This is a genomic window from Ancylobacter sp. FA202, from assembly GCF_000380205.1.
Taxonomy (GTDB): Bacteria; Pseudomonadota; Alphaproteobacteria; order Rhizobiales; family Xanthobacteraceae; genus Ancylobacter.
In genome coordinates this window covers 2,029,175-2,052,361 of record NZ_KB904818.1, presented here as the reverse complement: position 1 = coordinate 2,052,361, position 23,187 = coordinate 2,029,175, and the positions used below count along the sequence as shown (strand labels likewise).

At 66.5% G+C, this 23,187-nt stretch carries 22 protein-coding genes and 1 tRNA gene; 10 read left to right on the top strand and 13 right to left on the bottom strand.

Annotated elements, in window-relative coordinates:
* Nucleotides 1-53: 53 nt before the first annotated feature.
* On the bottom strand, nt 54-758 hold the full coding sequence (locus A3M1_RS25015; RefSeq protein WP_371258781.1) for a glutathione S-transferase: 705 nt from the start codon (nt 756-758) through the stop codon (nt 54-56).
* Nucleotides 759-1,252: 494 nt separating this feature from the next.
* Here A3M1_RS25015 and A3M1_RS0109360 point away from each other — a divergent pair, with 494 nt between their 5' ends.
* Both A3M1_RS0109360 and A3M1_RS0109355 read left to right on the top strand, forming a co-directional pair.
* A complete protein-coding gene (locus A3M1_RS0109360; protein ID WP_018388699.1) occupies nt 1,253-2,470 on the top strand; it encodes a polyhydroxyalkanoate depolymerase in 1,218 nt (405 codons plus the stop codon).
* 309 nt (nt 2,471-2,779) lie between these two features.
* Entirely contained in the window at nt 2,780-4,207 is a 1,428-nt protein-coding gene (locus tag A3M1_RS0109355; RefSeq protein WP_018388698.1) for a homospermidine synthase, read from the top strand.
* A gap of 18 nt (nt 4,208-4,225) precedes the next feature.
* Here the strand turns inward: A3M1_RS0109355 and A3M1_RS0109350 are convergent, their stop codons facing one another.
* Nucleotides 4,226-5,029: a pyrroline-5-carboxylate reductase gene (locus A3M1_RS0109350; protein WP_018388697.1), complete on the bottom strand. Its 804-nt coding sequence runs from the start codon at nt 5,027-5,029 to the stop codon at nt 4,226-4,228.
* Nucleotides 5,030-5,214: 185 nt separating this feature from the next.
* On the opposite strand from A3M1_RS0109350, the gene hemH reads away from it, so the two are divergent.
* Both hemH and A3M1_RS0109340 read left to right on the top strand, forming a co-directional pair.
* Nucleotides 5,215-6,324 (top strand): ferrochelatase, encoded by a 1,110-nt coding sequence (gene hemH / locus A3M1_RS0109345; RefSeq protein ID WP_018388696.1) that lies wholly within the window; start codon nt 5,215-5,217, stop codon nt 6,322-6,324.
* A gap of 212 nt (nt 6,325-6,536) precedes the next feature.
* Entirely contained in the window at nt 6,537-7,100 is a 564-nt protein-coding gene (locus A3M1_RS0109340) for a sugar O-acetyltransferase (protein WP_018388695.1), read from the top strand.
* 13 nt (nt 7,101-7,113) lie between these two features.
* Here A3M1_RS0109340 and A3M1_RS0109335 read toward each other — a convergent pair whose 3' ends face one another.
* From A3M1_RS0109335 to A3M1_RS0109325, 3 genes are all read right to left on the bottom strand, one after another.
* A complete protein-coding gene (locus A3M1_RS0109335; protein WP_018388694.1) occupies nt 7,114-7,647 on the bottom strand; it encodes a YqhA family protein in 534 nt (177 codons plus the stop codon).
* Between the two features lie 188 nt (nt 7,648-7,835).
* The gene (locus tag A3M1_RS0109330) at nt 7,836-8,306 is read right to left on the bottom strand and encodes a DUF4279 domain-containing protein (protein ID WP_018388693.1); all 471 of its coding nucleotides are present in this window, start codon (nt 8,304-8,306) and stop codon (nt 7,836-7,838) included.
* Entirely contained in the window at nt 8,303-9,109 is an 807-nt protein-coding gene (locus tag A3M1_RS0109325) for a helix-turn-helix transcriptional regulator (protein ID WP_018388692.1), read from the bottom strand. The genes A3M1_RS0109330 and A3M1_RS0109325 overlap by 4 nt, the downstream gene beginning before the upstream one ends.
* A 117-nt stretch (nt 9,110-9,226) precedes the next feature.
* On the opposite strand from A3M1_RS0109325, the gene A3M1_RS0109320 reads away from it, so the two are divergent.
* Nucleotides 9,227-10,126 (top strand): DMT family transporter, encoded by a 900-nt coding sequence (locus A3M1_RS0109320; RefSeq protein WP_018388691.1) that lies wholly within the window; start codon nt 9,227-9,229, stop codon nt 10,124-10,126.
* A 117-nt stretch (nt 10,127-10,243) separates the two neighbouring features.
* On the opposite strand, the gene rpsA is transcribed toward A3M1_RS0109320, so the two are convergent.
* The 7 genes from rpsA to aroA all read right to left on the bottom strand — a co-directional run bounded on the left by rpsA (nt 10,244) and on the right by aroA (nt 17,692).
* Nucleotides 10,244-11,950: a 30S ribosomal protein S1 gene (gene rpsA / locus A3M1_RS0109315; protein WP_026221234.1), complete on the bottom strand. Its 1,707-nt coding sequence runs from the start codon at nt 11,948-11,950 to the stop codon at nt 10,244-10,246.
* Between the two features lie 388 nt (nt 11,951-12,338).
* Nucleotides 12,339-13,772 (bottom strand): caspase family protein, encoded by a 1,434-nt coding sequence (locus A3M1_RS25840; RefSeq protein WP_081620355.1) that lies wholly within the window; start codon nt 13,770-13,772, stop codon nt 12,339-12,341.
* A 301-nt stretch (nt 13,773-14,073) separates the two neighbouring features.
* On the bottom strand, nt 14,074-14,358 hold the full coding sequence (locus A3M1_RS0109305; RefSeq protein ID WP_018388688.1) for a hypothetical protein: 285 nt from the start codon (nt 14,356-14,358) through the stop codon (nt 14,074-14,076).
* 102 nt (nt 14,359-14,460) lie between these two features.
* Nucleotides 14,461-15,228 (bottom strand): precorrin-6A synthase (deacetylating), encoded by a 768-nt coding sequence (cobF, locus tag A3M1_RS0109300; RefSeq protein WP_018388687.1) that lies wholly within the window; start codon nt 15,226-15,228, stop codon nt 14,461-14,463.
* A 3-nt stretch (nt 15,229-15,231) separates the two neighbouring features.
* On the bottom strand, nt 15,232-15,672 hold the full coding sequence (locus A3M1_RS0109295; protein ID WP_018388686.1) for a carboxymuconolactone decarboxylase family protein: 441 nt from the start codon (nt 15,670-15,672) through the stop codon (nt 15,232-15,234).
* A gap of 23 nt (nt 15,673-15,695) precedes the next feature.
* A complete protein-coding gene (gene cmk, locus A3M1_RS0109290) occupies nt 15,696-16,331 on the bottom strand; it encodes a (d)CMP kinase (RefSeq protein ID WP_018388685.1) in 636 nt (211 codons plus the stop codon).
* Complete coding sequence (aroA, locus tag A3M1_RS0109285) at nt 16,328-17,692, bottom strand: 3-phosphoshikimate 1-carboxyvinyltransferase (RefSeq protein ID WP_018388684.1); 1,365 nt, start codon at nt 17,690-17,692, stop codon at nt 16,328-16,330. The genes cmk and aroA overlap by 4 nt, the downstream gene beginning before the upstream one ends.
* 275 nt (nt 17,693-17,967) lie before the next feature.
* Between aroA and A3M1_RS0109280 the strand changes: the two genes are divergently transcribed.
* Nucleotides 17,968-18,369 carry a TIGR02300 family protein gene (locus A3M1_RS0109280; RefSeq protein WP_018388683.1) on the top strand — a complete coding sequence of 134 codons (402 nt, stop codon included), beginning with the start codon at nt 17,968-17,970 and terminating at the stop codon, nt 18,367-18,369.
* 167 nt (nt 18,370-18,536) lie between these two features.
* Nucleotides 18,537-18,612: transfer RNA gene (locus A3M1_RS0109275), tRNA-Ala, on the top strand.
* Between the two features lie 222 nt (nt 18,613-18,834).
* On the opposite strand, the gene A3M1_RS0109270 is transcribed toward A3M1_RS0109275, so the two are convergent.
* On the bottom strand, nt 18,835-19,233 hold the full coding sequence (locus tag A3M1_RS0109270; protein ID WP_018388682.1) for a DoxX family protein: 399 nt from the start codon (nt 19,231-19,233) through the stop codon (nt 18,835-18,837).
* Nucleotides 19,234-19,526: 293 nt separating this feature from the next.
* On the opposite strand from A3M1_RS0109270, the gene ppdK reads away from it, so the two are divergent.
* The 3 genes from ppdK (at nt 19,527) to A3M1_RS0109255 (ending at nt 23,128) form a co-directional block, all read left to right on the top strand.
* Complete coding sequence (ppdK, locus tag A3M1_RS0109265; RefSeq protein WP_018388681.1) at nt 19,527-22,205, top strand: pyruvate, phosphate dikinase; 2,679 nt, start codon at nt 19,527-19,529, stop codon at nt 22,203-22,205.
* Between the two features lie 133 nt (nt 22,206-22,338).
* Nucleotides 22,339-22,779 carry a MerR family transcriptional regulator gene (locus A3M1_RS0109260; protein ID WP_018388680.1) on the top strand — a complete coding sequence of 147 codons (441 nt, stop codon included), beginning with the start codon at nt 22,339-22,341 and terminating at the stop codon, nt 22,777-22,779.
* Nucleotides 22,703-23,128, top strand: a complete 426-nt coding sequence (locus A3M1_RS0109255; RefSeq protein ID WP_018388679.1) for a carboxymuconolactone decarboxylase family protein — start codon at nt 22,703-22,705, stop codon at nt 23,126-23,128. The genes A3M1_RS0109260 and A3M1_RS0109255 overlap by 77 nt, the downstream gene beginning before the upstream one ends.
* Nucleotides 23,129-23,187: the final 59 nt, after the last annotated feature.

Below are 23,187 nucleotides of genomic sequence, written 5' to 3'. Positions count from 1 at the left end.
AACGCCTCCCGTCAAGATTGTATTTTCACGACGCACAAGCCGATACGTGTCCCTCAGAACTCCACGTCGAGTTCCTCCATCTCGTCCGGCTCCTCCCGCGCCGCCGTGGTCCATTCCTTCATCGCGGGCAAAGCGAGCATGGTCTTGCAATAGGCCCGGCTCCTGGCGTCCAGCGGCACGTCATAGGTGGTGAAGCGGGCGCAGACCGGGGCGTACATCGCGTCCGCCAGGGTCGGGGCCGGCCCGAACAGATAGGGCCCGCCATAGGTCTTCAGGCACTCGGTCCAGATGGCGAGGATGCGGACGATGTCGCCCTGCGCGCCGCTCCACACCTTGAAGCCGGGATGGTGCGCCTTGAGGTTCATCGGCAGCGCCGAGCGCAGATTGGCGAATCCCGAATGCATCTCGCCGCTGATGGAGCGGCAATGCGCCCGCGCTGCGCGATCCCTAGGCAGAAGCCCGGCCTCTGGCTTCAATTCGTGCAGGTACTCGGCAATGGCCAGCGTGTCCCAGATCCGCAGCCCCTCATGGTCGAGGCGCGGCACCAGGAAAGAGGAGGATTGCAGCAGCAGCTCGGCGCGGATTGCGGGGTCGTCGGCGGAGACGCGCGCCTCCGCCACATCGAGCCCCGCCAGCCGGCACAGCAGAAAGCCCCGCAGCGACCAGGACGAATAATTCTTGCTGCTGATGGTCAGCACCGCCGCCGGCGGGGCGGCGGTGGATGCGGCAGTGGATTCGGCGGCGGCCGCTTTCGCCACGGGCTTGGCGCCCGCCTTCACGCCCGCCGCCGTGCTCGGGGCCTTCTTCGTCCCGCGCGCGTCGGGCGTGGCGGCAGGCTTCGAGGCACCCTTGGCGGCGGGCTTGGCGGTCGAGGTCGGGGCGGGCATGGCAGGCTTCCTGTTCCGGCGGCGCGTCCATTGTGCGGCCCGCAAGCGGCAATCACACTTCGTGCCATTCCTGACGGGGGTATGACGCGCCCAGTGCCGCCCGGCATCCCCGCGCAAGCCACACGCGGCAGAGTGCTCGCCGGGTGCGTTGGCCGGGTGCGTGCCCGCTACTCCGCAACCGTCTTGGCAGCGGCCTTGCATCCGCTCTAGGATGGGTCCGGCAGGCCCCATTACAGGCGAACCGTGCGCCCCGCACCGATCGCCGCACATGGACCCTCTGCCGGAGCGCGCATGACCTCTCGCCGCCCACACTGTTGTCGCCCGAGCTGCTGCCGCGCAGGCTTTTGCCGGAAGATTCCCCGCCGATGATCTATGCCGCCTATCAGGCCCAGTCCGACCTCCTCGATCCGATCCGCCTGGCCGCGCGCCTGTCGCGGCAGATGATCGGCACGATGGGCGGCTTCGGAGACACGCCGCTGCTGCGCAATGTCACCGCCGTCTGCGAGATGATCGAGCGCGCCGGGCTCAGCCATGCGCGCCCGACCTTCGACATCGGCACCGTCACCTCAGGCAATCGCGAGGTGGAGGTGCGCGAGGAGGTGGCGCTGACCCTGCCCTTCGGCTCGCTGCTGCATTTCGCCAAGGATGTCGACCAGAAGCAGCCGCGCCTGCTGGTGGTGGCCCCGCTGTCCGGCCATTTCGCCACGCTGCTGCTCGACACGGTGAAGACGCTGCTGCCGGAAAACGACGTCTACATCACCGACTGGCACAATGCCCGCGACGTGCCGCTCTCCGCCGGCGGCTTCGGCTTCGACGATTATGTCGGCCATGTCGTGCGCTTCCTGGAGGAGATCGGGCCGGGCGGGCATGTGCTCGCCGTGTGCCAGCCCTGCGTGCAGGTGCTCGCCGCCTGCGCCGTCATGGCGCAGGAGAACAACCCCGCCCAGCCGCTGTCGATGACGTTGATGGCCGGGCCGGTCGATACCCGCATCAACCCGACCAAGGTCAACGAGCTCGCCACCTCCAAGCCGATGGAATGGTTCGAGCAGAACCTCATCGCCACCGTCCCGCCCGGCTACAAGGGCGCGGGGCGGCGGGTCTATCCCGGATTCCTGCAGGTCAGCGCCTTCATGGCGATGAATCTGGAGCGCCATGTGAAGGCGCATGTCGGGCTGTTCGAGAACCTCGCCATGGGCGAGCACGACAAGGCCGACACCACCAAGACCTTCTATGACGAGTATTTCGCCGTGCTCGACCTCGCGGCCGAGTTCTATCTGGAAACCATCGACAAGGTGTTCCAGCAGCATGAGCTGCCGCGCGGCGTGCTCACCTATCGCGGCGGCAGCCTGGATTTCCGCGCCATCCGCCGCACCGCGCTGCTCACCGTGGAGGGCGAGCGCGACGATATCTGCGCGGTCGGCCAGACGGTGGCGGCGCAGGACATCTGCACCGGCCTGCGTCCGCATCTGCGCCGCCACCACATGCAGGCCGGGGTGGGCCATTACGGCGTGTTCTCCGGCCGGCGCTGGAAGGGCCAGGTCTACCCGCTGGTGCGCAACCACATCCTCGCCGCGGATGCGTGAGGGGGGGGCGATGCCGTCATCCCGGACGGCAACAGGCCGATCCGGGATCGCGCGCCGTGCCACCAGACCACGACCCGATCCCGGCCCTCGCCGAAGCTCGGCCGGGATGACGCCCGCACCGCGAACCTCTCCCTGTCCGCCGTCATGCTGAGGTGCCGGCCGCAAGGCCGGCATTGAGGCACGCAGCCCACGTCGCGCGCCTCCCCCCGCCGCCCCGTCACGCGCCCGTCACCATTGACGCGGCAGGCTGCGGCGTCCCATGGTGCGCGCGCATCTGTGCCTTTTGGAACCAAAGGAGTGTCCCCGCGAATGTCAGTCTGGCCGGTCTACGGAAAAATCGACGGTCCCCTCGTGCTCATCGGCTTCGGCTCGATCGGGCGCGGCATCCTGCCTCTCCTGGAGCGGCACTTCGATTTCGACAAGGAAAGCCTGACCGTCATCGACCCGGTGGACGACCACCGCGCCCTGCTGGACGAGCGCGGCATCCGCTTCCTGCAGCTCGCCATCACCCACGAAAACTACCGCGAGGTGCTGACCCCCCTGCTCACCACGGGCGGGCGCGGCTTTGTCATCAACCTCTCGGTCGACACCGGCTCGGTCGACCTGATGCTGTTCGCCCGCGAGCTCGGCGCGCTCTACATCGACACGGTGGTCGAGCCCTGGCTCGGCTTCTATTTCGACAAGGACGCCACCCCCGCCAGCCGCTCCAATTATGCGCTGCGCGAATCCATGCTCAAGGCCAAGCGGGCTAATCCCGGCGGGCCCACCGCCGTCTCCTGCTGCGGCGCCAATCCGGGCATGGTGTCCTGGTTCGTCAAGCAGGCGCTGGTCAACCTCGCCACCGATACCGGCCTCGCCTTCACCGAGCCGACCAGCCGTGAGGGCTGGGCGGAGCTGATGAGCCGCGTCGGCGTCAAGGGCATCCACATCGCCGAGCGCGACACCCAGCGCGCCCGCGACCCGCGCCCCTTCGGCATGTTCGTCAACACCTGGTCGGTCGAGGGCTTCGTCTCCGAAGGCCTGCAGCCGGCCGAGCTTGGCTGGGGCACGCACGAAACCTGGATGCCGGAAAACGGCCACACCCATAATTTCGGCTCCGGCGCGGCGATTTACCTGATGCAGGCCGGTGCGGCGACCAAGGTGCGCACCTGGTGCCCGACGCTGGGCCCGCAGCACGGCTTCCTCGTCACCCATAACGAATCGATCTCGATCGCCGACTATTTCACCGTGCGCAACGGCGCGCAGGTCGCCTACCGCCCGACCTGCCACTATGCCTACCATCCCTGCAATGACGCGCTGCTGTCCTGGCACGAGATGTTCGGCAATGAGGGCCGGTTCGACGGCAACTGGTCGATCCTGACCGAGCACGAGATCGTCGACGGGCGCGACGAGCTCGGCGTGCTGCTCTATGGCCACGCCAAGAACGCCTATTGGTACGGCTCGCAGCTCACCATCGAGGAAGCCCGCGACCTCGCCCCCTACCAGACCGCGACCGGGCTGCAGGTGACGTCAGCCGTGCTCGCCGGCATGGTGTGGGCGCTGGAGAACCCGGAAGCCGGCATCGTCGAGACCGACGAGATGGACTATCGCCGCTGCCTGGAAATCCAGAAGCCCTATCTCGGCACGGTGCAGGGCTATTACACCGACTGGACCCCGCTGGACGGCCGCCCCGGCCTGTTCCCCGAGGATATCGACCCCACCGACCCCTGGCTGTTCCGCAACATTCTGGTGCGGTGAGGGATCACGGCCGGGGGGTCACCCCTCCCGGCCGATGGTGAGGCAGCGCCGGCGGGCGGCTTCCAGCCCTTCGGCCACAACATCGGCAAGGCCGGCCGCGCGCAGCGCCTCCAGCCCGGCCGCCGTGGTGCCGGCATAGTCCACCATCTCGGCAACGAAATCCGCCGCCGGCTGTTCGCTTCCCGCCAGCAGCGCGCCGGCGGCGTGGAACAATTGTCCCACCGCCCGCCGCGCCACCTGCGGATCGACGCCCTGCCCCTGCGCATAGTCCTGCACGCTGGCGGCGAAGGCGGCGACGAAGCCCGGCACCGGGCCGGTGATGGCGGTGAACACGTCGATCTGGCTTTCATCAGGCACCTCGTCGGTGATCCCGCAGGCGGAGAACAGCGCCCGCACCACGCGCCGATCGGCCGGGGTGACGCCCGCCCCGGCGAACCAGGGCGAATAGGCCATGCCGATGGCGGCGGCGGGCGAGGACATCGCCCGCACCACCCGCGCCCCGCCGCTGATCGCGCCCAGATCCTCCACGCTCACCCCGGCCATGACAGAGACCACCAGCCGCCCCGCGCCTTCAAAGCGCAGCGGACGCCCGGCGGCGGGCGGCAAGGCGAGCAGCAGCGTGTCGCATTCTTGCCCCAGCACCTGCACCTCGCGGGTCCAGTTCAGCGCGGGATAGTGGGCAAGCGCGGCGACCGGCCCGGAGCGGTTGGCGATCCACATCCGCGCCGGGTCCACCGCCTCGGCCCGCAGCAGCGCCGTGGCGATGGCCACGCCCAGCTGTCCGCAGCCGACCAGACCAAAGCTGCCGTGCATTTTGTCCATGGTGCCCCCTCCCGCCGTGAACCTCGGCGCGCCGGGCAGCGTACAACGCTCTGCCGGAAAACGCGCGGGCCGCCACGCACGCCTGCGACATGCGCCCGGTTGGAATGCGCCCGGTTGGAATGCGCCGCCCATCCACCTATAAGCACGGCAGAAGCTGCCGGCAGCGATCCGTCGAGGGAGTACCGATGACCAAGCCTGTTCCGGTGGACGCGGCACACGTGGCTCTCGCCCCCGCTCTCACCCCCGCCCTCCGCCGCGGCCCCGATGGCGGGCTGCCCGCCGGCCATCCGCCGGTCAAATTCGGCAAGATCGGCGTGCTCATCGTCAATCTCGGCACGCCGGACGGCACCGACTACTGGTCGATGCGCCGCTATCTCAAGGAGTTCCTCTCCGACCGCCGGGTGATCGAGGTCAACCGCGTGCTGTGGTGGTTCATCCTCAACGTCATCATCCTGTCGATCCGCCCGCAGGCCAAGGGCAAGGACTACGCGACGATCTGGAATAACGAGCGCAATGAAGGCCCGCTGCGCACCATCACCCGGTCGCAATCGGAAAAGCTCGGGGCTGCGCTGGCCCCGCGCGACGACCGCCTCGTGTTCGACTGGGCGATGCGCTACGGCCAGCCTTCCATCGCCTCGCGCATCGAGGCGCTGCAGGCGGAGGGTTGCGAGCGCCTGCTGCTCATCCCGCTCTACCCGCAATACGCCGCCGCCACCTCGGCCACGGTGTGCGATGCCGCCTTCGACGCGCTGAAGAAGATGCGCTGGCAGCCGGTGCTGCGCGTCGCCCCGCACTGGCCGGACGAGCCGGCCTATATCGAGGCGCTGGCCAATTCTATCACCTCGGAACTGGCGAAGCTCGACTGGGAGCCGGAGCTGGTGCTCGCCTCCTTCCACGGCATTCCGAAGGAATATTTCGACAAGGGCGACCCCTATCACTGCTACTGCTACAAGACGATCCGGCTGGTGCGCGAGCGGCTCGGCTGGCCCGAGGGCAGACTGCGCCTCACCTTCCAGTCGCGCTTCGGCAGCGCCGAGTGGCTGACGCCCTACACCGACAAGACGGTGGAAGCGCTGGCGAAATCCGGCGTGAAGCGCCTCGCCGTGCTCACCCCCGGCTTTGTCGCCGACTGCCTGGAGACGCTGGAGGAAATCGCCGGCGAAAACGCCGAGATCTTCCACCATAATGGCGGCGAGAAGTTCCACTTCATCCCCTGCCTCAACGATAGCCCCGACGGCATCAAGGTGCTGGAAGCGGTGGTGAAGCGCGAGCTGAAGGGCTGGGCGGAGCTTTAGGGGCACCCAAGACCACCCTCATCCCCGGGCTTGACCCGGGGACCCAGCCCTCTTCGGCGTCGCGCAGGCCCGGGTGGCCGGGTCGCGCCCGGTCCTGAGGGGATGTGTGGGAGTGGAGCGCCCCGCGTATCAACCGCGAAACCGAACGTGTCTTGCCGGCCCGACGGCCATCACGGATGCAGAGGTCCCGCCCCTCCCGACAAGAGCCGCGCATGTCCGACGCCCCCGCCCCCCGCACCGAACTGCAGAAGATGCTGGCCGGCGAGCTCTACCGCGCCGGCGATCCGGAGATCCAGGCGGCGCAGCGGGCGAACTTCGCCTGGCTGGCGCGGTTCAACGCCTCGCTCACCCTCTCGCGCGAGGAGCGGCGCGAACTGGTGCGCGAAGGGGTCGGTTCGGCCGGGGAGCGCACTGGCATCCGCCCGCCCTTCCATTGCGACTACGGCTTCAACATCCATCTCGGCACGGGCGTCTTTCTCAATTTCGACTGCGTGATCCTTGATGTAATGCCGGTGCATATCGGCGACGGCACCGAGATCGGCCCCGGCACCCACATCTACACCGCGGACCACCCGCGCGACCCGGAGGTGCGCCGCTCCGGCCTGCAATATGGCCGTCCGGTGCGGATCGGCCGCAATGTCTGGATCGGCGGCAAGGCCCTTATCCTGCCGGGCGTCACCATCGGCGACGATGCGGTGATCGGCGCCGGCGCGGTGGTGACACGCGACGTGCCGGCCGGCGCCACGGCGGTGGGCAACCCGGCGCGGGTGCGGTGAGAGGCGGCCCGGCCTATTCCGCGCGGCGGCTGGTGCCGGCGAAGCGCTCGGTGAAGGCCAGCACCGCATAAGCGGCGAGGAACAGCACGCTCGCCGCCATCAGCCAGCGCACCTGCGTCTCGCTCACATCGGTTTCCAGCCGCATCAGCGCCTTGAGCAGGGTGATGGCGGCGATCGCCATCAGCGAGGCGAACAGCTTGAGCTTCAGCTCGAAGAAGCTGATCCGCATCATCCAGGCCGGCGATTCCGGCGCCTGCCGGCGGTCGATCTGCTCGACGAAATTCTCGTAGCCGGACTGGATGACGATCACCATCAGCCCGCCGACCAGCACGAGGTCGATCAGGTTGAGCAGTTCCATGATGACAGCCGTCTCGGTGAGGCTGAAGATCTGCAGCGCGAAGGCCCACAGCCGCGCGGCGAAGGCGACCACCAGCAGCACGAGGGCGAAGGCCAGCCCGAGAAACAGCGGCACCATCGCCCAGCGGCTGAGCAGCACAATGCGGACGATGAAGCGCCCCGGCCAGCCCGACATCTCCGCCGCCATCATCCGCCCTTTCCGCCCCTGCCCGCCGGCCACCCCGCACCGGGCGGCCGATGCTAGCGGAGGAGCGGCGCGGGTTCAAAGGGGCGGCGCGGGGCACAGGCGCAGACACAAGGGGAGACCAGAATGGGACGAGATGCACTGGCGCACCACCCCTCGGGGCTTATCCCTCTGAAACGGCAGTGCAGCCGCCCTCACGCATCCTCGGCAAACACCACGTCGGTCGTGTCACTGTAGAAGGCGAACTCGAACCCGCACTCAAGACCAAGGGCGCCGATATCCATCAACTGCCTGGGCCAAAGAATAGGCCCTCCCGTATTGTACCGGGACCACCAGATGCAGTTGAAACGAATCTCCCATCCCCTTTGTCTCAATGTGGTGGCATCAAAGCGCACCTCGGCCAGACGGGTCAGCATCCAGTCGAGATGACGGCGTAGATCGCGCGACGTGACATGGCTCTCTGTGTCGAGAAACCATGCATTGAGGGGCGAGACACGGTGACGCCCACGACTCAACAGCACGATTTCGCCCTGCCGCGTCAGACGCGTCGGTGTGAGGCCGGTCGCGCGCGTGACCTCATCGGGGTCTGACCCGCCGGTGTAGATGTTGAGATGAACCGCGGTGCGATCGCAGGTGGCGTAGTCGTCGTTGTATTCTTCCTTCATGGATGCGTTCTTGGTGTTTGTTGGCGGGCCATCTGAACCGGCGCACCCCCCTCCCCCTCCCGCCAGTCCGGCGGCAAGTGGAAGGTGGCGATCAGGCCGGCCTCGCCGGCGCGGGTGAGGGTGAGGGCGCGGCTGCCGGGCACCCGGGCCAGCCAGCCGAGCGTGAGCAGCCGCTCCAGCAGGCCGGCGCCGAGCCGGCCGGAGAGGTGCGGGCGGCGCTCGCTCCAGTCGAGGCAGGTACGGCAGAGCGGGCGGGCGCGGCCGCCTTTGCCGGCTCTCTCGCCCGCCCCATCAAGGTCGAGGCCGAAATCGGCCAGAAACGCCCGCCCCTGCGGCGTCGGCTCCACCGCTTCGCCGTCACTGGAGAGCCGCAGATGCCCCTGCGCCTCCAATGCTCCGAGCAGCGCCACCGCCAGCCGGCCGGCGAGGTGGTCGTAGCAGCTGCGGGCAAGGCGCAGCGCGCCGTCGCGCGGCCCGGGTGGGCGATGGCGCGGCGGGCCCAGGGTCGCCGCCAGCATCAGCGCGTGCAGCACCTCGGCGATCTCCCGCGAGGCCAGCCGGTAATAGCGGTGCCGCCCCTGCGCCCGCGCCGCCACCACCCCGGCCGCGGCCAGCTTGGCGAGGTGCCCGCTGGTGGTGGGCGCGCTCACCCCGGCATGGCGGGCGAGCTCCCCCGCCGTCAGCGCCGGCCCGCCCATCAGCGCCAGCAGCATGTTGGCGCGCGCCGGATCGCCCAGCAGCGCCGCGATTTCGGCGATACGGGCTCCGGAGGCGAAGGAGGTTGTGGCGGCGAGCTGGTTCATGGCGCGACTTTAGCCCTGCCCACCGCGCCCGTCAGCCGATGACGCTTCGGCCACGGCCGAAACATCGGCGCCGTGCGGTGGGCTAGACAAGGCGCCCCTACCACTGCCGGACGCCCCATGGAAAAGCCCCGCCTCGCGGTCGAACTCGCCCTTCTGCTGCTGCTCTCGACCCTGTGGGGCGCCTCCTACAGCTTCATCAAGATCGGCGTGGAAACCCTTCCGCCGCTCAGCTTCATCGCCGCCCGCACGGCGCTGGCCGGCGCTGTGCTTTATGCCGTGCTGCGCGGGCGCGGCCTGCGCCTGCCGGCGGACCGGGCGACGTGGCGCGCCTTCCTCATCCAGGCCTGCCTCAACAGCGCGGTGCCCTTCACCCTCATCGCCTGGGCGGAGACGCGGCTCGGCGCCGGGCTCGCCGTCATCCTCAATGCCACCACGCCAATCTTTGCCTTCCTGATGGCGGCGCTCAGCGGGCGGCATCCCTCCGGCGGGGCCCTGCGGGGGGTGGGCGTCGCGTGTGGGCTGGTGGGGACGGGCCTCGTGGTGGGGACGGAAGCGCTCGGTGCGGACGCCTTCGCGACGCCGGCGGCGGTGCTGGCGCCGCTCGCCATTCTCCTCGCCACCGCCTGCTATGCCGGGGCGGCGCTGTTCGGGGCGCGCTTTGCCGGGCTCGATCCGATGCTGCCGGCCTGCGGCTCGCTGCTGTGCGGCACGGTTCTGCTGGCGCCGCTGGCGCTGGTGGTCGACCGCCCCTGGCAGCTTTCCCCCTCGCCCGCTTCGCTGGCGGCGTTGATGGCGCTGGCGCTGGCCTGCACCGCCTTGGCCTTCGTGCTGTATTTCCGGCTGCTGCGCACGCTCGGCCCGGTCGGCGCCACCGCGCAGGCTTATCTCCGCGTGCCGATCGGCGTCGGCATCAGCGTCGTCTTCCTCGGCGAGGCGCTGGCGCCCACCGCCTGGCTCGGGCTCATCGCGGTGGTGATCGGCGTCGCGGCGATGACGCTGCCGGGGCGCTCACGCTAAGCCCTCCGCCGAACAAAACGGCCGGCGTGTCGCCACGCCGGCCGTCTTCAGCTTTGTCGATCCGCGCTCAGGCGGGCCGGGTCAGGCGGATCAATCCGCCTTCTCCAGAGAGGCCGATCAATCGGCCTTCTCGGCCTGCTTCTTCAGCGCGGCGCCGAGGATGTCGCCGAGCGAGGCACCGGAATCCTGCGAGCCGAACTGGGCCACGGCTTCCTTTTCCTCGGCGATTTCCAGCGCCTTGATCGAGACCTGCACCTTGCGCGCCTTGCGGTCGAACAGGGTGACGCGGGCGTCGAACTTCTCGCCGACGGCGAAGCGGTCCGGACGCTGGTCGCCGCGGTCGCGGGCCAGTTCCGAGCGCTTGACGAAGGCGGTCATGTCAGAGCCGATGATCTTCACATCGACGCCGCCATCCTTCACGTCGATCACTTCGCAGGTGACGATCGCGCCCTTGCGCAGTTCGCCAGCATCCTGGAAGGGGTCGCCGCCAAGCTGCTTCACGCCGAGCGAGATGCGCTCCTTCTCGACATCCACGTCGAGAACGACCGCCTTGATCATGTCGCCCTTCTTGAACTCCTCGATCACCTGCTCGCCGGGACGGTTCCAGTCGAGATCCGACAGGTGGACCATGCCGTCGACGTCGCCGTCGAGGCCCAGGAACAGGCCGAACTCGGTCTTGTTCTTGACCTCGCCCTCGACCACCGCGCCGGCCGGATACTTCTCGGCGAAGGCGTCCCAGGGGTTCTGCAGCGTCTGCTTGAGGCCGAGCGAGATGCGGCGCTTGACCGGATCCACCTCGAGGATCGCCACTTCCACTTCCTGCGAAGTGGCGACGATCTTGCCGGGGTGGACGTTCTTCTTGGTCCAGCTCATCTCGGAGACGTGGATCAGGCCTTCGATGCCCGGCTCCAGTTCCACGAACGCGCCGTAGTCGGTGATGTTGGTGACGCGACCCTTGAAGCGGGCCTCGACCGGGTACTTGGCCTCGATGCCCTCCCACGGATCGCCGAGCAGCTGCTTCATGCCGAGCGAGATGCGGTGGGTCTCGTGGTTGATCTTGATGATCTTCACCTTGACCGTCTGGCCGATGGAGAGCACCTCGGTCGGGTGGTTCACGCGGCGCCAGGCGATGTCGGTGACATGCAGCAGGCCGTCAATGCCGCCGAGATCAACGAACGCACCGTAATCGGTGATGTTCTTGACCACGCCGTCGATGACCTGACCCTCTTCGAGGTTCTGCACCAGCTCGTGACGCTGCTCGGCGCGGGTCTCTTCGAGAACCGTGCGGCGCGAGACGACGATGTTGCCGCGGCGGCGATCCATCTTGAGGATCTGGAAGGGCTGCGGGTTGTGCATCAGCGGGCCGACATCGCGGATCGGGCGAATGTCCACCTGGGAGCGCGGCAGGAACGCCACGGCGCCGTCGAGGTCGACGGTGAAGCCGCCCTTGACCTGGTTGAAGATCACGCCGGTGACCTTCTCGGTGGCGTTGAACGCCTTCTCGAGGCGGACCCAGCTCTCTTCGCGGCGGGCCTTGTCGCGCGACAGCACGGCTTCGCCCAGCGCGTTCTCGACGCGCTCGAGATAGACCTCGACCTCGTCGCCGACCTTGATTTCCTGGTCGCGGCCGGGGCCGGCAAATTCCTTCAGTGCCACGCGGCCTTCGGTCTTCAGGCCGATATCGATGATCGCGAGATCCTTCTCGATCGCGACGACGATACCCTTGACGACTGAACCTTCGGCGAGCTCCGATTCACCGAAGCTCTCTTCGAGCATGGCAGCGAAATCGTCACGAGCGGCGGCAAGCGTTTGAGTAGCGGACATAGATGCTCCTTGCCAGGATCTGCGCCGGATTGGGTTGAATGAGCCTCTTCCTCCACGGGCGCCGGGACTGGCAGGCCCGGCGCTGTCCACCCGCAAAGGCGAACCCGGCGCGCTGGCCGTGAGGGACAAGGCTTTGAAAACGCCACGCCACGCTGCCCGGGCGCGGCCCCCTAGAGGGAGCCGTCACGCATGGGCACGCGGTACTGTCCGGGGCACGCCGCGAGGCAGGATCGGAGGACTGGCCTCCAAGCACGGAGAGCGCGCATCCCGCGCCCCCGGCCCTCCCGATTGACCGCCTCGATTAAGTGGTGGCCCGGACAAGCGCGTGCAATAGCGCAAGGGGAGGGGAAGGGCAAGGGTGGGGGGCTACGCTATTCTCTTCGGCGATCTATTCGGCTTCCTTTGACAGCCGATCAGCAATGCTCGCAATATGAGCCAGAACGTCTTCCTCGATTTTATTCGCGATATTGGCGATTTTCGGTGCTAGGTCTGCACTCCAACTGAATTTGTACCAGCGGCGCGTCAGCTCGGCTCCGGCGTCGGCAAATGCATCCCATCTTGTTCGAGGGTGACGCGTGGACAGTTCAAACAAGTAGCAATTTTCAAGACTCGGCGCGCATGTAATAGCCAATATTATTTGCTGAAGTGACATGTAACGGGGAATAAACTTGATTTTCTGCTGAACTCTGCCAACTGGAAGATTGATTTCTAGCGTTATTTTTTCCTCTTTATCGCGATGAGGCGCCATTCCCGCGGCCAGTCTTGTGATTTCGCTAAATGATAATGCAAGCTCTGTACTAGAAATATCCGCCGTTACAAATTCATCTAAACGCTTTTCGCTTCTAAGGACTCTGGCTACGAACGTTTTGGCAGAGTCCTCCAAATAGTCATCGTGTTCTACAAATTCTATATCATAGTAATCTTCCAAGTTACTACTGGATAATTGATCCTTTATCTCATCAAATATATATGATATTACATTTTCTACCCTCTCTTTATTAGCTAAACGCGATTCGTATTTCGCTAGAATGGATGATGTGTTTTGACCGCCTTCTAGCTCGCTTTCGGCTTCATTTCTTAAATCGTCAGATGTAATCGATTTCGATATCCACTTCGAATCAAAAATATCTTTGAATTTAATCAAGCAACTTGCTTCTTCAACAAAAGTTTCGCGCGCAGATGCCTGAAGAACGAAATGCGGGGCTCTTTCATCATTAGATAAATATTGATCTTTCAGCGCAGAAATAATATCCAAATAATATATCGGTCCAGATGTCGAGCGTGTGGCCGCAATGCAAAATCTCTCCGTGAACTCTCTCAATGGTTCGCCCATGAGAGAAGTTTCTGATTCTTGACACGATGCTATTTGAATTATATTCTTTATAGTTCCTTTGTTGTTATTTATAAATTCTCTGTATCCTTTTATAAAAGGTGTACCAGAATTACATGCGTCTATTATCATTACAGTTGTAGTTGGAGAAATGTCTCGAATTACTGTAGTTAGTTCAGAATGAGACAATCCAGTTTCATTAGGGTGAATTTCATTAAAATCGTAGCAGCAAAAATAAAATTCTTGCCCGTTACTAAATCCATGTCCAGAAAAGTAAAAAAGAACTTCATTAATTTCTGATTGATTTGAAAGCAGATTCCTTAATGTCATCTTCAAGTCGGTGGAATTGACATCTTTCAGGCGATGGACCTTCGAATAACGGCCTGTCGCTACAATCAATTCGCCAATGGCGTCGACGTCCGCATTGCATGAGGGCAACGGATTTAGAAGTTTATATTCCGAATTACCAACGAGTATCGCCACCGATGACATGATTATCGAAATCCTCCGCTATTATCTTAGAATAGACAGATAAAAGAACGTTATCAATTCTGAATTGACATCAACGACCTCTCGCCGGTGCCGGGCGCCGGCGCCAAGGCGCGAGCCCCGGGAACTCCGTCATCCCGGCCGCAGCCGAAGGCGGAGAGCCGGGATCGTCCACCAGAATAGGGAGGCGATCCCGGACAGGACCTGCGGTCCTTCCGGTATGACGTCGGCGGAAACGTTTTCAAGCAGGCTCTCGGCAGGATGCGACCGTCGCGCTCCGGCCCCTCGCCCCGACAATCGCCCCTCACCGTCTCCCCGCCCGCACCACCGCCGCCACGCCCAGCAGGATGAGGCCGGTGCACACGCCGCTGGCGATGACGGCGGCGGGGGTCATGCGGGCGCCGCCGGCAAGGCTCAGCGGGCCGAGGCGCACCTCATAGGCGGCCTTCATCTCCTCAGGATGCGTCGGGGGCGCGGCCAACCAGTCGAGCGCGGGGGTGGCGTTGCCACCCGCCACGCGAGCGGCGGCGCCCGGCGCGGGGGCGGTGTCCGGCATGGTGGCGCGGGATAAGGCGGGAACGGGCGGCATCGGCGTCTCCTGCAGCGGAGGCGCGATTATGAACCGGATCGGCGGGCCGTCGAGGCTTTCCGCGTCGAGGCTTTGCTCGTTGAGGCGTTACCCGTCGAGGCTTTAACCGTCCCGCCGCGCCAGCCACACATCCATCACCCAGCCGCGCGCCGCCTTCACCTGCGCCCGCGCCTCCGCAATCGCCCCGGCGACCTCGGCGCACGCGCCGGCGTGCAGCACCTGCCCCGCCGTGCCGAGATTGGCCCCCCACCAGAGCTGGCCCTGAAAGCCGCGCGCCGCCAGCGCGGCGAGCCCGGTTCCATCGTCCAGCAGCACGGCGAAGGCGGGGGCATCAGGCGTTTCGGCGGCGAGATGGCGGCCGGTGGTGAGCAGCACCTCCTCGCCAATGGCGTTCAGCGGCATCGCATGCGCTGCGCACAGCGCCTGCAGCGCGGTGACCCCCGGAAACACCTCGACGGTGAAATCGGTCTGCGCCCTCGCCCCCGCGAGCACCCGCAACGTCGAATCATAGAGCATCGGGTCGCCCCAGACGAGGATCGCGCCGATCCCGTCCTCGGCCAGCTCGCCGGCGATCAGCCCGGCCAGCAGGTTCGCCCGAGCGCCGTGCCAGTCCGCCACCGCGCCCTCGTAATCCTTCCGCGCGCCCGCGAGAGCGGCGGGGCGGCGGGGCGGGCTGGGCGCGCGCACCACCCGGTGGCCCGGCTTGCCGAAGCGGACGATCAGCGCCTGCCGGGCCACCACCAGCTCCCCGGCGCCCTCGGATTTGTCGAGCAGGAAGAACACGTCCGCCCGGCCAAGCGCTGACATGGCGTGGCCGGTGAGCCCTTCCGCCTCGCCCATGCCGATGCCGATGACCAGCACATGGCGCATGGCCTAGTCCGCCTTTGCAGCGAGACCGCGATCGGCAAACACTTCCTTGGCGATCATCAGCGCGTCCAGCGCGGCGGGGAAGCCGGCATAGAGCGCCATCTGCATGATCACCTCCACCACCTCCTCGCGCGTGGCCCCGACATTCAACGCCGAGCCGATATGCACCCGCAATTCGCGCGCGGCATGGCCGAGGCAGACCAGCCCGGCGACGGTAGCGAGCATGCGGGCGCGCAGATCGAGCCCGGGGCGGGAATAGATGTCGCCATAGCCGAACTCGAAAATGTAGCGGGCGAAATCGGGGGCCACATCGCCCAGCGCCGCCATCACCTCCTGGCCGGAGCGGCCGGTGATCTCGGCGAGCCGCGCCTGGCCGCGAAGGAGGCGGTCCGTGTCTTCCGCTACGGCGGCATTGGACGAGTTGGTCGCATCGGCCTGATCGTCCATCTCATTACCCTCACTACGCCAGCTCATGAGGCCCTCCGGCGCGCGACCAGAGCCAGCGCCGCCTGCCAGCTTTCGTCGATGTTCAGCGTGGTGGTGTCGAGGATCTCGGCATCGCCAGCGCGAATCAGCGGGGCGCTGGCACGGCCACTATCCCTTTCATCGCGCTTGAGAATATCGGCGAGCACCTCTTCAGGGGTGACGCCCTCGCCGCGCGCGGCCAGTTCCGCATGGCGCCGGGCGGCGCGCGCTTGCGGGCTGGCGGTGACGAAGATCTTCACCTCCGCCTCGGGGGCGATGACGGTGCCGATATCGCGCCCGTCCAGCACCGCGCCGCCCGGCTGGCGGGCGAAATCCTGCTGCACGGTCAACAGCTTGGCGCGCACCTGCGGCAGGGCGGCGACCCGCGAGGCGGCCTCCCCCACGGCGCCCGACTTCAGCGCCTCGGGGTCGAGAGCGGCAAGGTTCAGCGCGCCGGCGAGCGCGGCGAGCGCGGCGAGCGCCGCCTCGTCCTCGAAATTGACGTGATCCGCCAGGGCCTTGGCGCCCACCGCGCGGTACAGCAGCCCGGTGTCTAGATGCGGCAGGCCGAAATGCGCGGCCAGGCGCCGCGCGATCGTGCCCTTGCCCGAGGCGGCCGGCCCGTCAATGGCGATGATCATGCCGCGACAGCCTCGGTATCGATGAGAGCACCCAGCCCCCGCATCTGCGGCAGGAAGGTGGGGAAGGAGGTGGCGATGAAGGAAATATCGTCCACTTTCAAGGGCTTGTCGGTGGCGAGGCCCATCACCAGGAAGCTCATGGCGATGCGGTGGTCCATATGGGTGGCCACCGTGCCGCCCCCGGCCGCCGCGCCGGCGCCGGTGACGATGAGGTCGTCACCCTCGATGCGGTAGGCGACGCCCGCCTGCGCCAGCCCGTCGGCGACGGCGGCGAGACGGTCGGATTCCTTCACCCGCAATTCGGAAAGCCCGTTCATCCGCGTTTCGCCAGAGGCGAAAGCGGCCGCCACCGCCAGCACTGGGTATTCGTCGATCATCGAGGGCGCCCGCTCGGCCGGCACGGAAACGCCTGTCAGCGCGGAGGCCCGCACGCGAATGTCGGCGACGCTCTCGCCGCCCTCGACGCGCTCGTTCTCGAAGGTGATGTCGGCACCCATCTCCTTGAGCGTGATCAGCAATCCGGTGCGCAGCGGATTGGTCATCACCCCCTCGATCACGAGGTCCGAGCCGGGCACGATCAACGCCGCCACCAGCGGGAAGGCGGCGGAAGAGGGGTCGGCGGGCACATGGATCGGGGCCGGCTTCAGCTCCGGGCGACCCTTCAGCGTCACCTTGCGGCCATGTTCGCCATAGGGCTCCACCGTCACTTCGGCGCCGAAATGGGTGAGCATGCGCTCGGTATGGTCGCGGCTCGCCTCTTTCTCGATCACCGTGGTCTCGCCCGGCGCGCCGAGGCCGGCGAGCAGGACGGCGGACTTGATCTGCGCCGAGGCGACCGGGCTTTCATAGGTGATCGGCACCAGTTCCTGCGGCCCCTTGAGAGTGAGGGGCAGGCGCCCGCCCTCGGCGGCGTCCACCACCACGACGCCCATCTGCTCCAGCGGGTCGAGAATGCGGCGCATCGGCCGGCGGCGCAGGCTGGCGTCGCCGTCGAACGTGGCGGTGATCGGGTTGCCGGCCACCATGCCCATCATCAACCGCGAGCCGGTGCCGGCATTGCCGAAGTCGAGCACGCCCTCGGGCGCGCGCAGCCCGCCGACGCCAAGGCCGTGCACCCGCCATTCGCCCTCGCCCACCCGCTCGACATCCGCCCCCAGCGCGGCGCAGGCCTTGGCGGTGTTGAGCACGTCCTCGCCCTCCAGCAGGCCGGAAATGCGGGTCTCGCCAATGGTGAGCGCGCCGAAGATGAGCGAGCGGTGCGAGACCGACTTGTCGCCGGGGACGCGCACCCGGCCCTTGAGCGCCGGGGAGCGGCGGGCGAGGGCGGGAACGGGGAGGGCGGCGTGACCGGTGCTGCTCATCACTCAAGCCTTGTCTGTGACGTTAGATGTCGTGTGGCGTCAGATGTAATGCGACGTTAGATGTGGTGCGACGTTAGATGTGGTGCGAAGTTCGGCCCCCGGCGGGGAGCGGTAACGCGCAACGCCGGCAGAAGCCTTCCCCGGCGGCGCAGTGGGCGCCCCTCCTAGCATGCGGGCGCTGCTGCCGCCACGGCCCTCGCAGATGCGGCTTGACTCCGCCCCGCGAGCGGTTCAATGGGAGCACCCTTTCCATCACCACCCCGAGGTCCGAAACCGTGGTGAAACCTGAATTAGGCACCAAGCGCGTCTGCCCCGTCACGGGGCGGAAGTTCTACGACCTGAACAAGGATCCGGTGATCTCGCCCTATACCGGCCAGATCGTCCCGATCACCCTGCCGGTGACGCGCGGCCGCGCAGAAGCGCCGCGTGCCCCCGTGGCGGCGGTGGTCGACCCCGATCTGGAAGAGGTCGCCGAGGTCGAGCTGGTCTCGCTCGAGGACGCCGACGAGGAAGCCGCCGGCACCACCAAGGCGGCGGTTGTCGACGACGACCTGGAAATCGATGACGACGAGGTCGCCACCGACGATGACGACACCTTCCTCGAAGAAGACGAGGACGGCGACGATGACGTGACCGATCTGATCGGCGACGGCATCGAGGACGACGAGGAAAGCTGAACGAGGAAAGCCCTGGGGACGGATCACTCGATTTAAAATCGAGGCTTGCAGTCCGATCCGCCATGTGCTTTACGACCACTCCGCCCCGGGTTGTTCCCGGGTCGGCAAGTCCGGATGAGAACCCAAGGTGCAGCGCTCCGGCGCTTCACGCATCCGGCACCCTCGGTGGGGCCATAGCTCAGTTGGGAGAGCGCTTGAATGGCATTCAAGAGGTCGGCGGTTCGATTCCGCCTGGCTCCACCAAATCTCTCCCGGTAAGCGGCATTTCACCCTTAGCGACCAGGGCCCTGTTGGCGGCCCGTAGCGGCGCGACGCTTGTTCACGGGCGGCGCCTGTGCGGCGCTGGCGCCACGCCACAGCGGGGTTGCCTTTCGCGCCTGCCTTCCACTGTCTGTTGAGCCTGTAAGAGAAGGCCCTGCCCGGGCAGCCGGGCAGGGCCTTTCTCAGTTTGTACGCAAGCCCGGCTCAGCGCCGCTCGGCCCCGCGCAGCGCATCGACGCTCCACGGGCCGGGGCCGGCGAAGACAAGATAGAAGAACACGAAGCAGTACAGCGCCGCGAGTTCGCCGCCATTGACCAGCGGGTAGAAATCCTTGGGCGCATGCACCAGGAAATACGCCACCGCCGTCATGCCGGAGAGGATGAAGGCGGTCGCGCGCGAAAACAGCCCGATCAGCAGCAGCGCGCCGCCGACCAGCTCGATGATGCCGGCCATGCCAGACATGGAGGTGAGGCTCACGCCGCTCATCGGCGTCGCCGGAAAGCCCAGCACCTTGGTGGTTCCGTGCTGCATCAGCAGCAGCGCCGCCATGATTCGCAGCAGGCTGAGAATATGCGGGGCCAGTCGCGTCAACGTGCCAATCATCGGGTCGTCCTCTCGGGGCTCATGAATTGCCGGCCCGCCAGCCTGCCCCAACCGCCCCGCCGCTTCAATGCGGGCGCGAGCGCGTCAACGATGCGTGGCACAAAGTTCATGACGCAACTGCGAATGATGGATTGAAGGGAAGACCTCAAAACGCTAGACCAAGAGTGGGAAAAGGCTCGGGGCCTCTCGTGGCGATCGGCTCAACCCGTTGGCGTTGCGTACATTTCAGCCATGGCTGAATTTCCATCACGGCGTCGGGGCCCGCATCGGCTCCACCCAACAGGGCATCTGAAATGACGAAATGGGTCTACACCTTCGGCGACGGCACTGCGGAAGGTGCGGCGGAGATGCGCAACCTGCTCGGCGGCAAGGGCGCGAATCTCGCGGAAATGTCGAATCTCGGTCTGCCGGTGCCTCCCGGCTTCACCATCTCGACCGAGGTGTGCACCTATTATTACGCCAACGGCAATGTCTATCCGGACAGCCTGAAGGGCGATGTCGACGCCGCGCTCGCCCATGTCGGCGCGCTCGCCGGCCGCACCTTCGGCGACCCCGCCAACCCGCTGCTGGTCTCCGTGCGCTCGGGCGCCCGCGCCTCCATGCCCGGCATGATGGACACGGTGCTCAATCTCGGCCTGAACGACGTGACGGTGGACGCCGTGGCCGCCTCCTCCGGTGACGCCCGCTTCGCCTATGACAGCTACCGCCGCTTCATCCAGATGTATTCCAACGTGGTGCTGGACTTCCCCCACCACCATTTCGAGGAAGTGCTGGATGGCTTCAAGGCCGACCAGGGCTACAGCCTCGACACCGATCTGCATGCCGATGACTGGAAGGAAATCGTCGCCCGCTACAAGGCGCTGGTGCTGCACGAACTCGGCACCCCCTTCCCGCAGGACCCGCACGACCAGCTCTGGGGCGCCATCGGCGCCGTGTTCGGCTCGTGGATGAACCAGCGCGCCATCGTCTATCGCCGGCTGAACCAGATTCCGGAGAGCTGGGGCACGGCGGTGAACGTTCAGGCGATGGTGTTCGGCAATATGGGCGAGACCTCCGCCACCGGCGTCGCCTTCACCCGCAACCCCTCCACCGGCGAGAACGCGCTCTATGGCGAGTTCCTCATCAACGCCCAGGGCGAGGATGTGGTGGCCGGCATCCGCACACCGCAGAACATCACCGAGGTCGCGCGCATCGGGGCGGGTTCCGACAAGCCCTCGATGGAGAAGGCGCTGCCGGAGGTCTATGCCGAGTTCGTCCGCATCGCCGGTGTGCTCGAAGGGCATTACCGCGACATGCAGGACCTCGAATTCACCGTCGAGCGCGGCAAGCTGTGGATGCTGCAGACCCGTTCCGGCAAGCGCACCGCCAAGGCCTCGCTGCGCATCGCGGTGGAACTCGCCCATGCCGGCGTCCTCACCCGCGAGGAAGCGATCGGCCGCGTCGACCCCGCCGCGCTCGACCAGCTGCTGCACCCGATGCTCGACCCCAAGGCCGACAAGAAGGTGATCGGTTCGGGCCTGCCGGCTTCCCCGGGCGCGGCGTCGGGCGAGATCGTGTTCTCCGCCGACGAGGCGGAACTGCTGAAGACGCAGGGGCGCAAGGTCATCCTGGTCCGCATCGAGACCTCGCCGGAAGACATTCACGGCATGCACGCCGCGCAGGGCATCCTCACCACCCGCGGCGGCATGACCTCGCACGCCGCCGTGGTGGCGCGCGGCATGGGCAAGCCCTGCGTCTGCGGCGCCGGCACCATTCGCGTCGACTATGCCGCCGGCACCCTCACCTCGGGCGGGGTGACGCTGAAGAAGGGCGACATCCTCACCATTGACGGCGCCACCGGCCAGGTGATCGCCGGCGCGGTGGCGACGCTGCAGCCGGAACTCTCCGGCGAGTTCGCCACGCTGATGGGCTGGGCCGATGGCGTGCGCCGCCTGAAGGTGCGCGCCAATGCCGAGACCCCGCTGGACGCGCGCACCGCGAAGAATTTCGGCGCCGAGGGCATCGGCCTCTCGCGCACCGAGCACATGTTCTTCGAGGGCGACCGCATCCGTTCCGTGCGCGAAATGATTCTGGCGGATGACGAGAAGGGCCGCCGCACCGCGCTGGCCAAGCTGCTTTCCGCCCAGCGCTCGGACTTCCAGCAGCTGTTCGAGATCATGGACGGGCTGCCCGTCACCATCCGCCTGCTTGACCCGCCGCTGCACGAATTCCTGCCGCACACCGAGGCCGACATCGCCGAGGTGGCGCAGGGCCTCGGGGTGAGCGCCGCCAAGCTCGCCGCCCGCAAGCGTGAGTTCGACGAGTTCAACCCGATGCTCGGCTTCCGTGGCTGTCGCCTCGCCATCGCCTTCCCGGAAATCGCCGAGATGCAGGCGCGCGCCATCTTCGAGGCGGCGGTGGCGGCGGAGAAGACCACCGGCAAGAAAGTGGTGCCTGAGATCATGGTGCCGCTGATCACGGGCAAGCGCGAATTCGACCTCGTCAAGCACGACATCGACACGGTGGCCAAGCAGGTCGAGGCCGAGACCGGGGTGACGCTGGAATACCAGGTCGGCACCATGATCGAGCTGCCGCGCGCCGCGCTGATGGCCGGCGAGATCGCGCAGACGGCCGAGTTCTTCTCCTACGGCACCAACGACCTCACCCAGACCACCTATGGCATCTCGCGCGACGATGCCGGCACGTTTCTGGGCACCTATCTCGCCAAGGGCATCTTCGCGGTGGACCCTTTCGTGTCGATCGACACCGAGGGCGTGGGCGAACTGGTGAAGATCGCCACCGAGCGCGGCCGCGCGGTGCGGCCCAAGCTCAAGCTCGGCATCTGCGGCGAGCATGGCGGCGATCCCGCCTCGGTCGCCTTCTGCGAGGAAGTCGGGCTCGACTATGTCTCCTGCTCGCCCTTCCGCGTCCCCATCGCCCGCCTCGCCGCCGCCCAGGCCGCGCTGAAGATCAAGGCCGCCAGCCAGGCGTGAGCGGGCTTGCATGAGCATGGGAGCGGCCGGCAAAGGTCGGCCGCTCCCGAAATGCGCAAGGTCAATATCCCGTCTTGACTTAGAGCGCGCTCGAACCCCTAGCCTCCGCTGCGTCGTGGCAAAAAGGGCGATCATGAAGATCGGGGAACTGGCGAAGCGCGCGGGATTATCGGCCCATACCATCCGCTATTACGAGCGGATCGGGTTGCTGCCCTATGCTGACCGGGACCGTTCGAGCCAGCGCGATTACGACGCATCGATCCTGGTCTGGATCGCCTTTCTCGGCCGCCTGAAGACGGCCGGGATGCCGATCCGGGACATGCTGCGCTATGCGGCCTTGCGGGAACGCGGCGTCGAAACCGAAGCCGAGCGGCGCGCGCTGCTGGAACAGCACCGCGAACGCGTGGCTCTTCATCTGGCCGAACTGCAGGATTGCCTTCTTGTCCTCGACACCAAAATCGCCGGCTATGCCGGCCCGGAGCAGAGGATGAAGGAATATGACGCACCACCGCCCGAGCGACGGCGCAAGCCGGCCGGAAAGCCGGCTGGAGCGCGGCCGGCGCGCGCTGGCTGACATCGACGGTGAGGCCGGCGAAAAGGTCGTCGCCTCGCTTGCCGACATCGCCCCTGATTTCGCGACCTATCTGATCGAGTTCCCATTTGGCGACATCTACGCCCGTCCGGGCCTCGATCTGCGCGCGCGGGAGATCGCAACCATCGCCGCGCTCACCGCGATGGGGAACGCCGCCCCGCAGCTGAAGGTGCATATTGCGGCTGGGCTGAATGTCGGCCTGTCCCGCGACGAGATCACTGAGGTCATCATGCAGATGGCCGTCTATGCCGGCTTCCCCGCCGCGCTCAACGGTCTGTTCGCCGCCAGGGACGTGTTCGCGTCAGGACGCCCCGCCGAATCGAAGGGTTAGCCGGCAAGCGCCTGCAATGTCCGGGGGTGATGTCTCAGGACGGCAGCGCGCTAAGAACA

Bases quoted from the DNA above. Each gene is read 5' to 3' on its own strand.
- cobF (WP_018388687.1), bottom strand. From the start codon at position 15,228: ATGCGCCATGTGCTGGTCATCGGCATCGGCATGGGCGAGGCGGAAGGG.
- A3M1_RS0109270 (WP_018388682.1), bottom strand. From the start codon at position 19,233: ATGATTGGCACGTTGACGCGACTGGCCCCGCATATTCTCAGCCTGCTG.
- A3M1_RS0109260 (WP_018388680.1), top strand. From the start codon at position 22,339: ATGAAGATCGGGGAACTGGCGAAGCGCGCGGGATTATCGGCCCATACC.
- A3M1_RS0109350 (WP_018388697.1), bottom strand. From the start codon at position 5,029: ATGGACAAAATGCACGGCAGCTTTGGTCTGGTCGGCTGCGGACAGCTG.
- A3M1_RS0109295 (WP_018388686.1), bottom strand. From the start codon at position 15,672: ATGGACGATCAGGCCGATGCGACCAACTCGTCCAATGCCGCCGTAGCG.
- A3M1_RS0109340 (WP_018388695.1), top strand. From the start codon at position 6,537: ATGTCCGACGCCCCCGCCCCCCGCACCGAACTGCAGAAGATGCTGGCC.
- A3M1_RS0109335 (WP_018388694.1), bottom strand. From the start codon at position 7,647: ATGATGGCGGCGGAGATGTCGGGCTGGCCGGGGCGCTTCATCGTCCGC.
- A3M1_RS0109320 (WP_018388691.1), top strand. From the start codon at position 9,227: ATGGAAAAGCCCCGCCTCGCGGTCGAACTCGCCCTTCTGCTGCTGCTC.
- A3M1_RS25840 (WP_081620355.1), bottom strand. From the start codon at position 13,772: ATGTCATCGGTGGCGATACTCGTTGGTAATTCGGAATATAAACTTCTA.
- aroA (WP_018388684.1), bottom strand. From the start codon at position 17,692: ATGAGCAGCACCGGTCACGCCGCCCTCCCCGTTCCCGCCCTCGCCCGC.
- ppdK (WP_018388681.1), top strand. From the start codon at position 19,527: ATGACGAAATGGGTCTACACCTTCGGCGACGGCACTGCGGAAGGTGCG.
- A3M1_RS0109305 (WP_018388688.1), bottom strand. From the start codon at position 14,358: ATGCCGCCCGTTCCCGCCTTATCCCGCGCCACCATGCCGGACACCGCC.
- rpsA (WP_026221234.1), bottom strand. From the start codon at position 11,950: ATGTCCGCTACTCAAACGCTTGCCGCCGCTCGTGACGATTTCGCTGCC.
- A3M1_RS0109355 (WP_018388698.1), top strand. From the start codon at position 2,780: ATGTCAGTCTGGCCGGTCTACGGAAAAATCGACGGTCCCCTCGTGCTC.
- A3M1_RS0109325 (WP_018388692.1), bottom strand. From the start codon at position 9,109: ATGAACCAGCTCGCCGCCACAACCTCCTTCGCCTCCGGAGCCCGTATC.
- A3M1_RS0109360 (WP_018388699.1), top strand. From the start codon at position 1,253: ATGATCTATGCCGCCTATCAGGCCCAGTCCGACCTCCTCGATCCGATC.
- cmk (WP_018388685.1), bottom strand. From the start codon at position 16,331: ATGATCATCGCCATTGACGGGCCGGCCGCCTCGGGCAAGGGCACGATC.
- A3M1_RS0109255 (WP_018388679.1), top strand. From the start codon at position 22,703: ATGACGCACCACCGCCCGAGCGACGGCGCAAGCCGGCCGGAAAGCCGG.
- A3M1_RS0109330 (WP_018388693.1), bottom strand. From the start codon at position 8,306: ATGAAGGAAGAATACAACGACGACTACGCCACCTGCGATCGCACCGCG.
- hemH (WP_018388696.1), top strand. From the start codon at position 5,215: ATGACCAAGCCTGTTCCGGTGGACGCGGCACACGTGGCTCTCGCCCCC.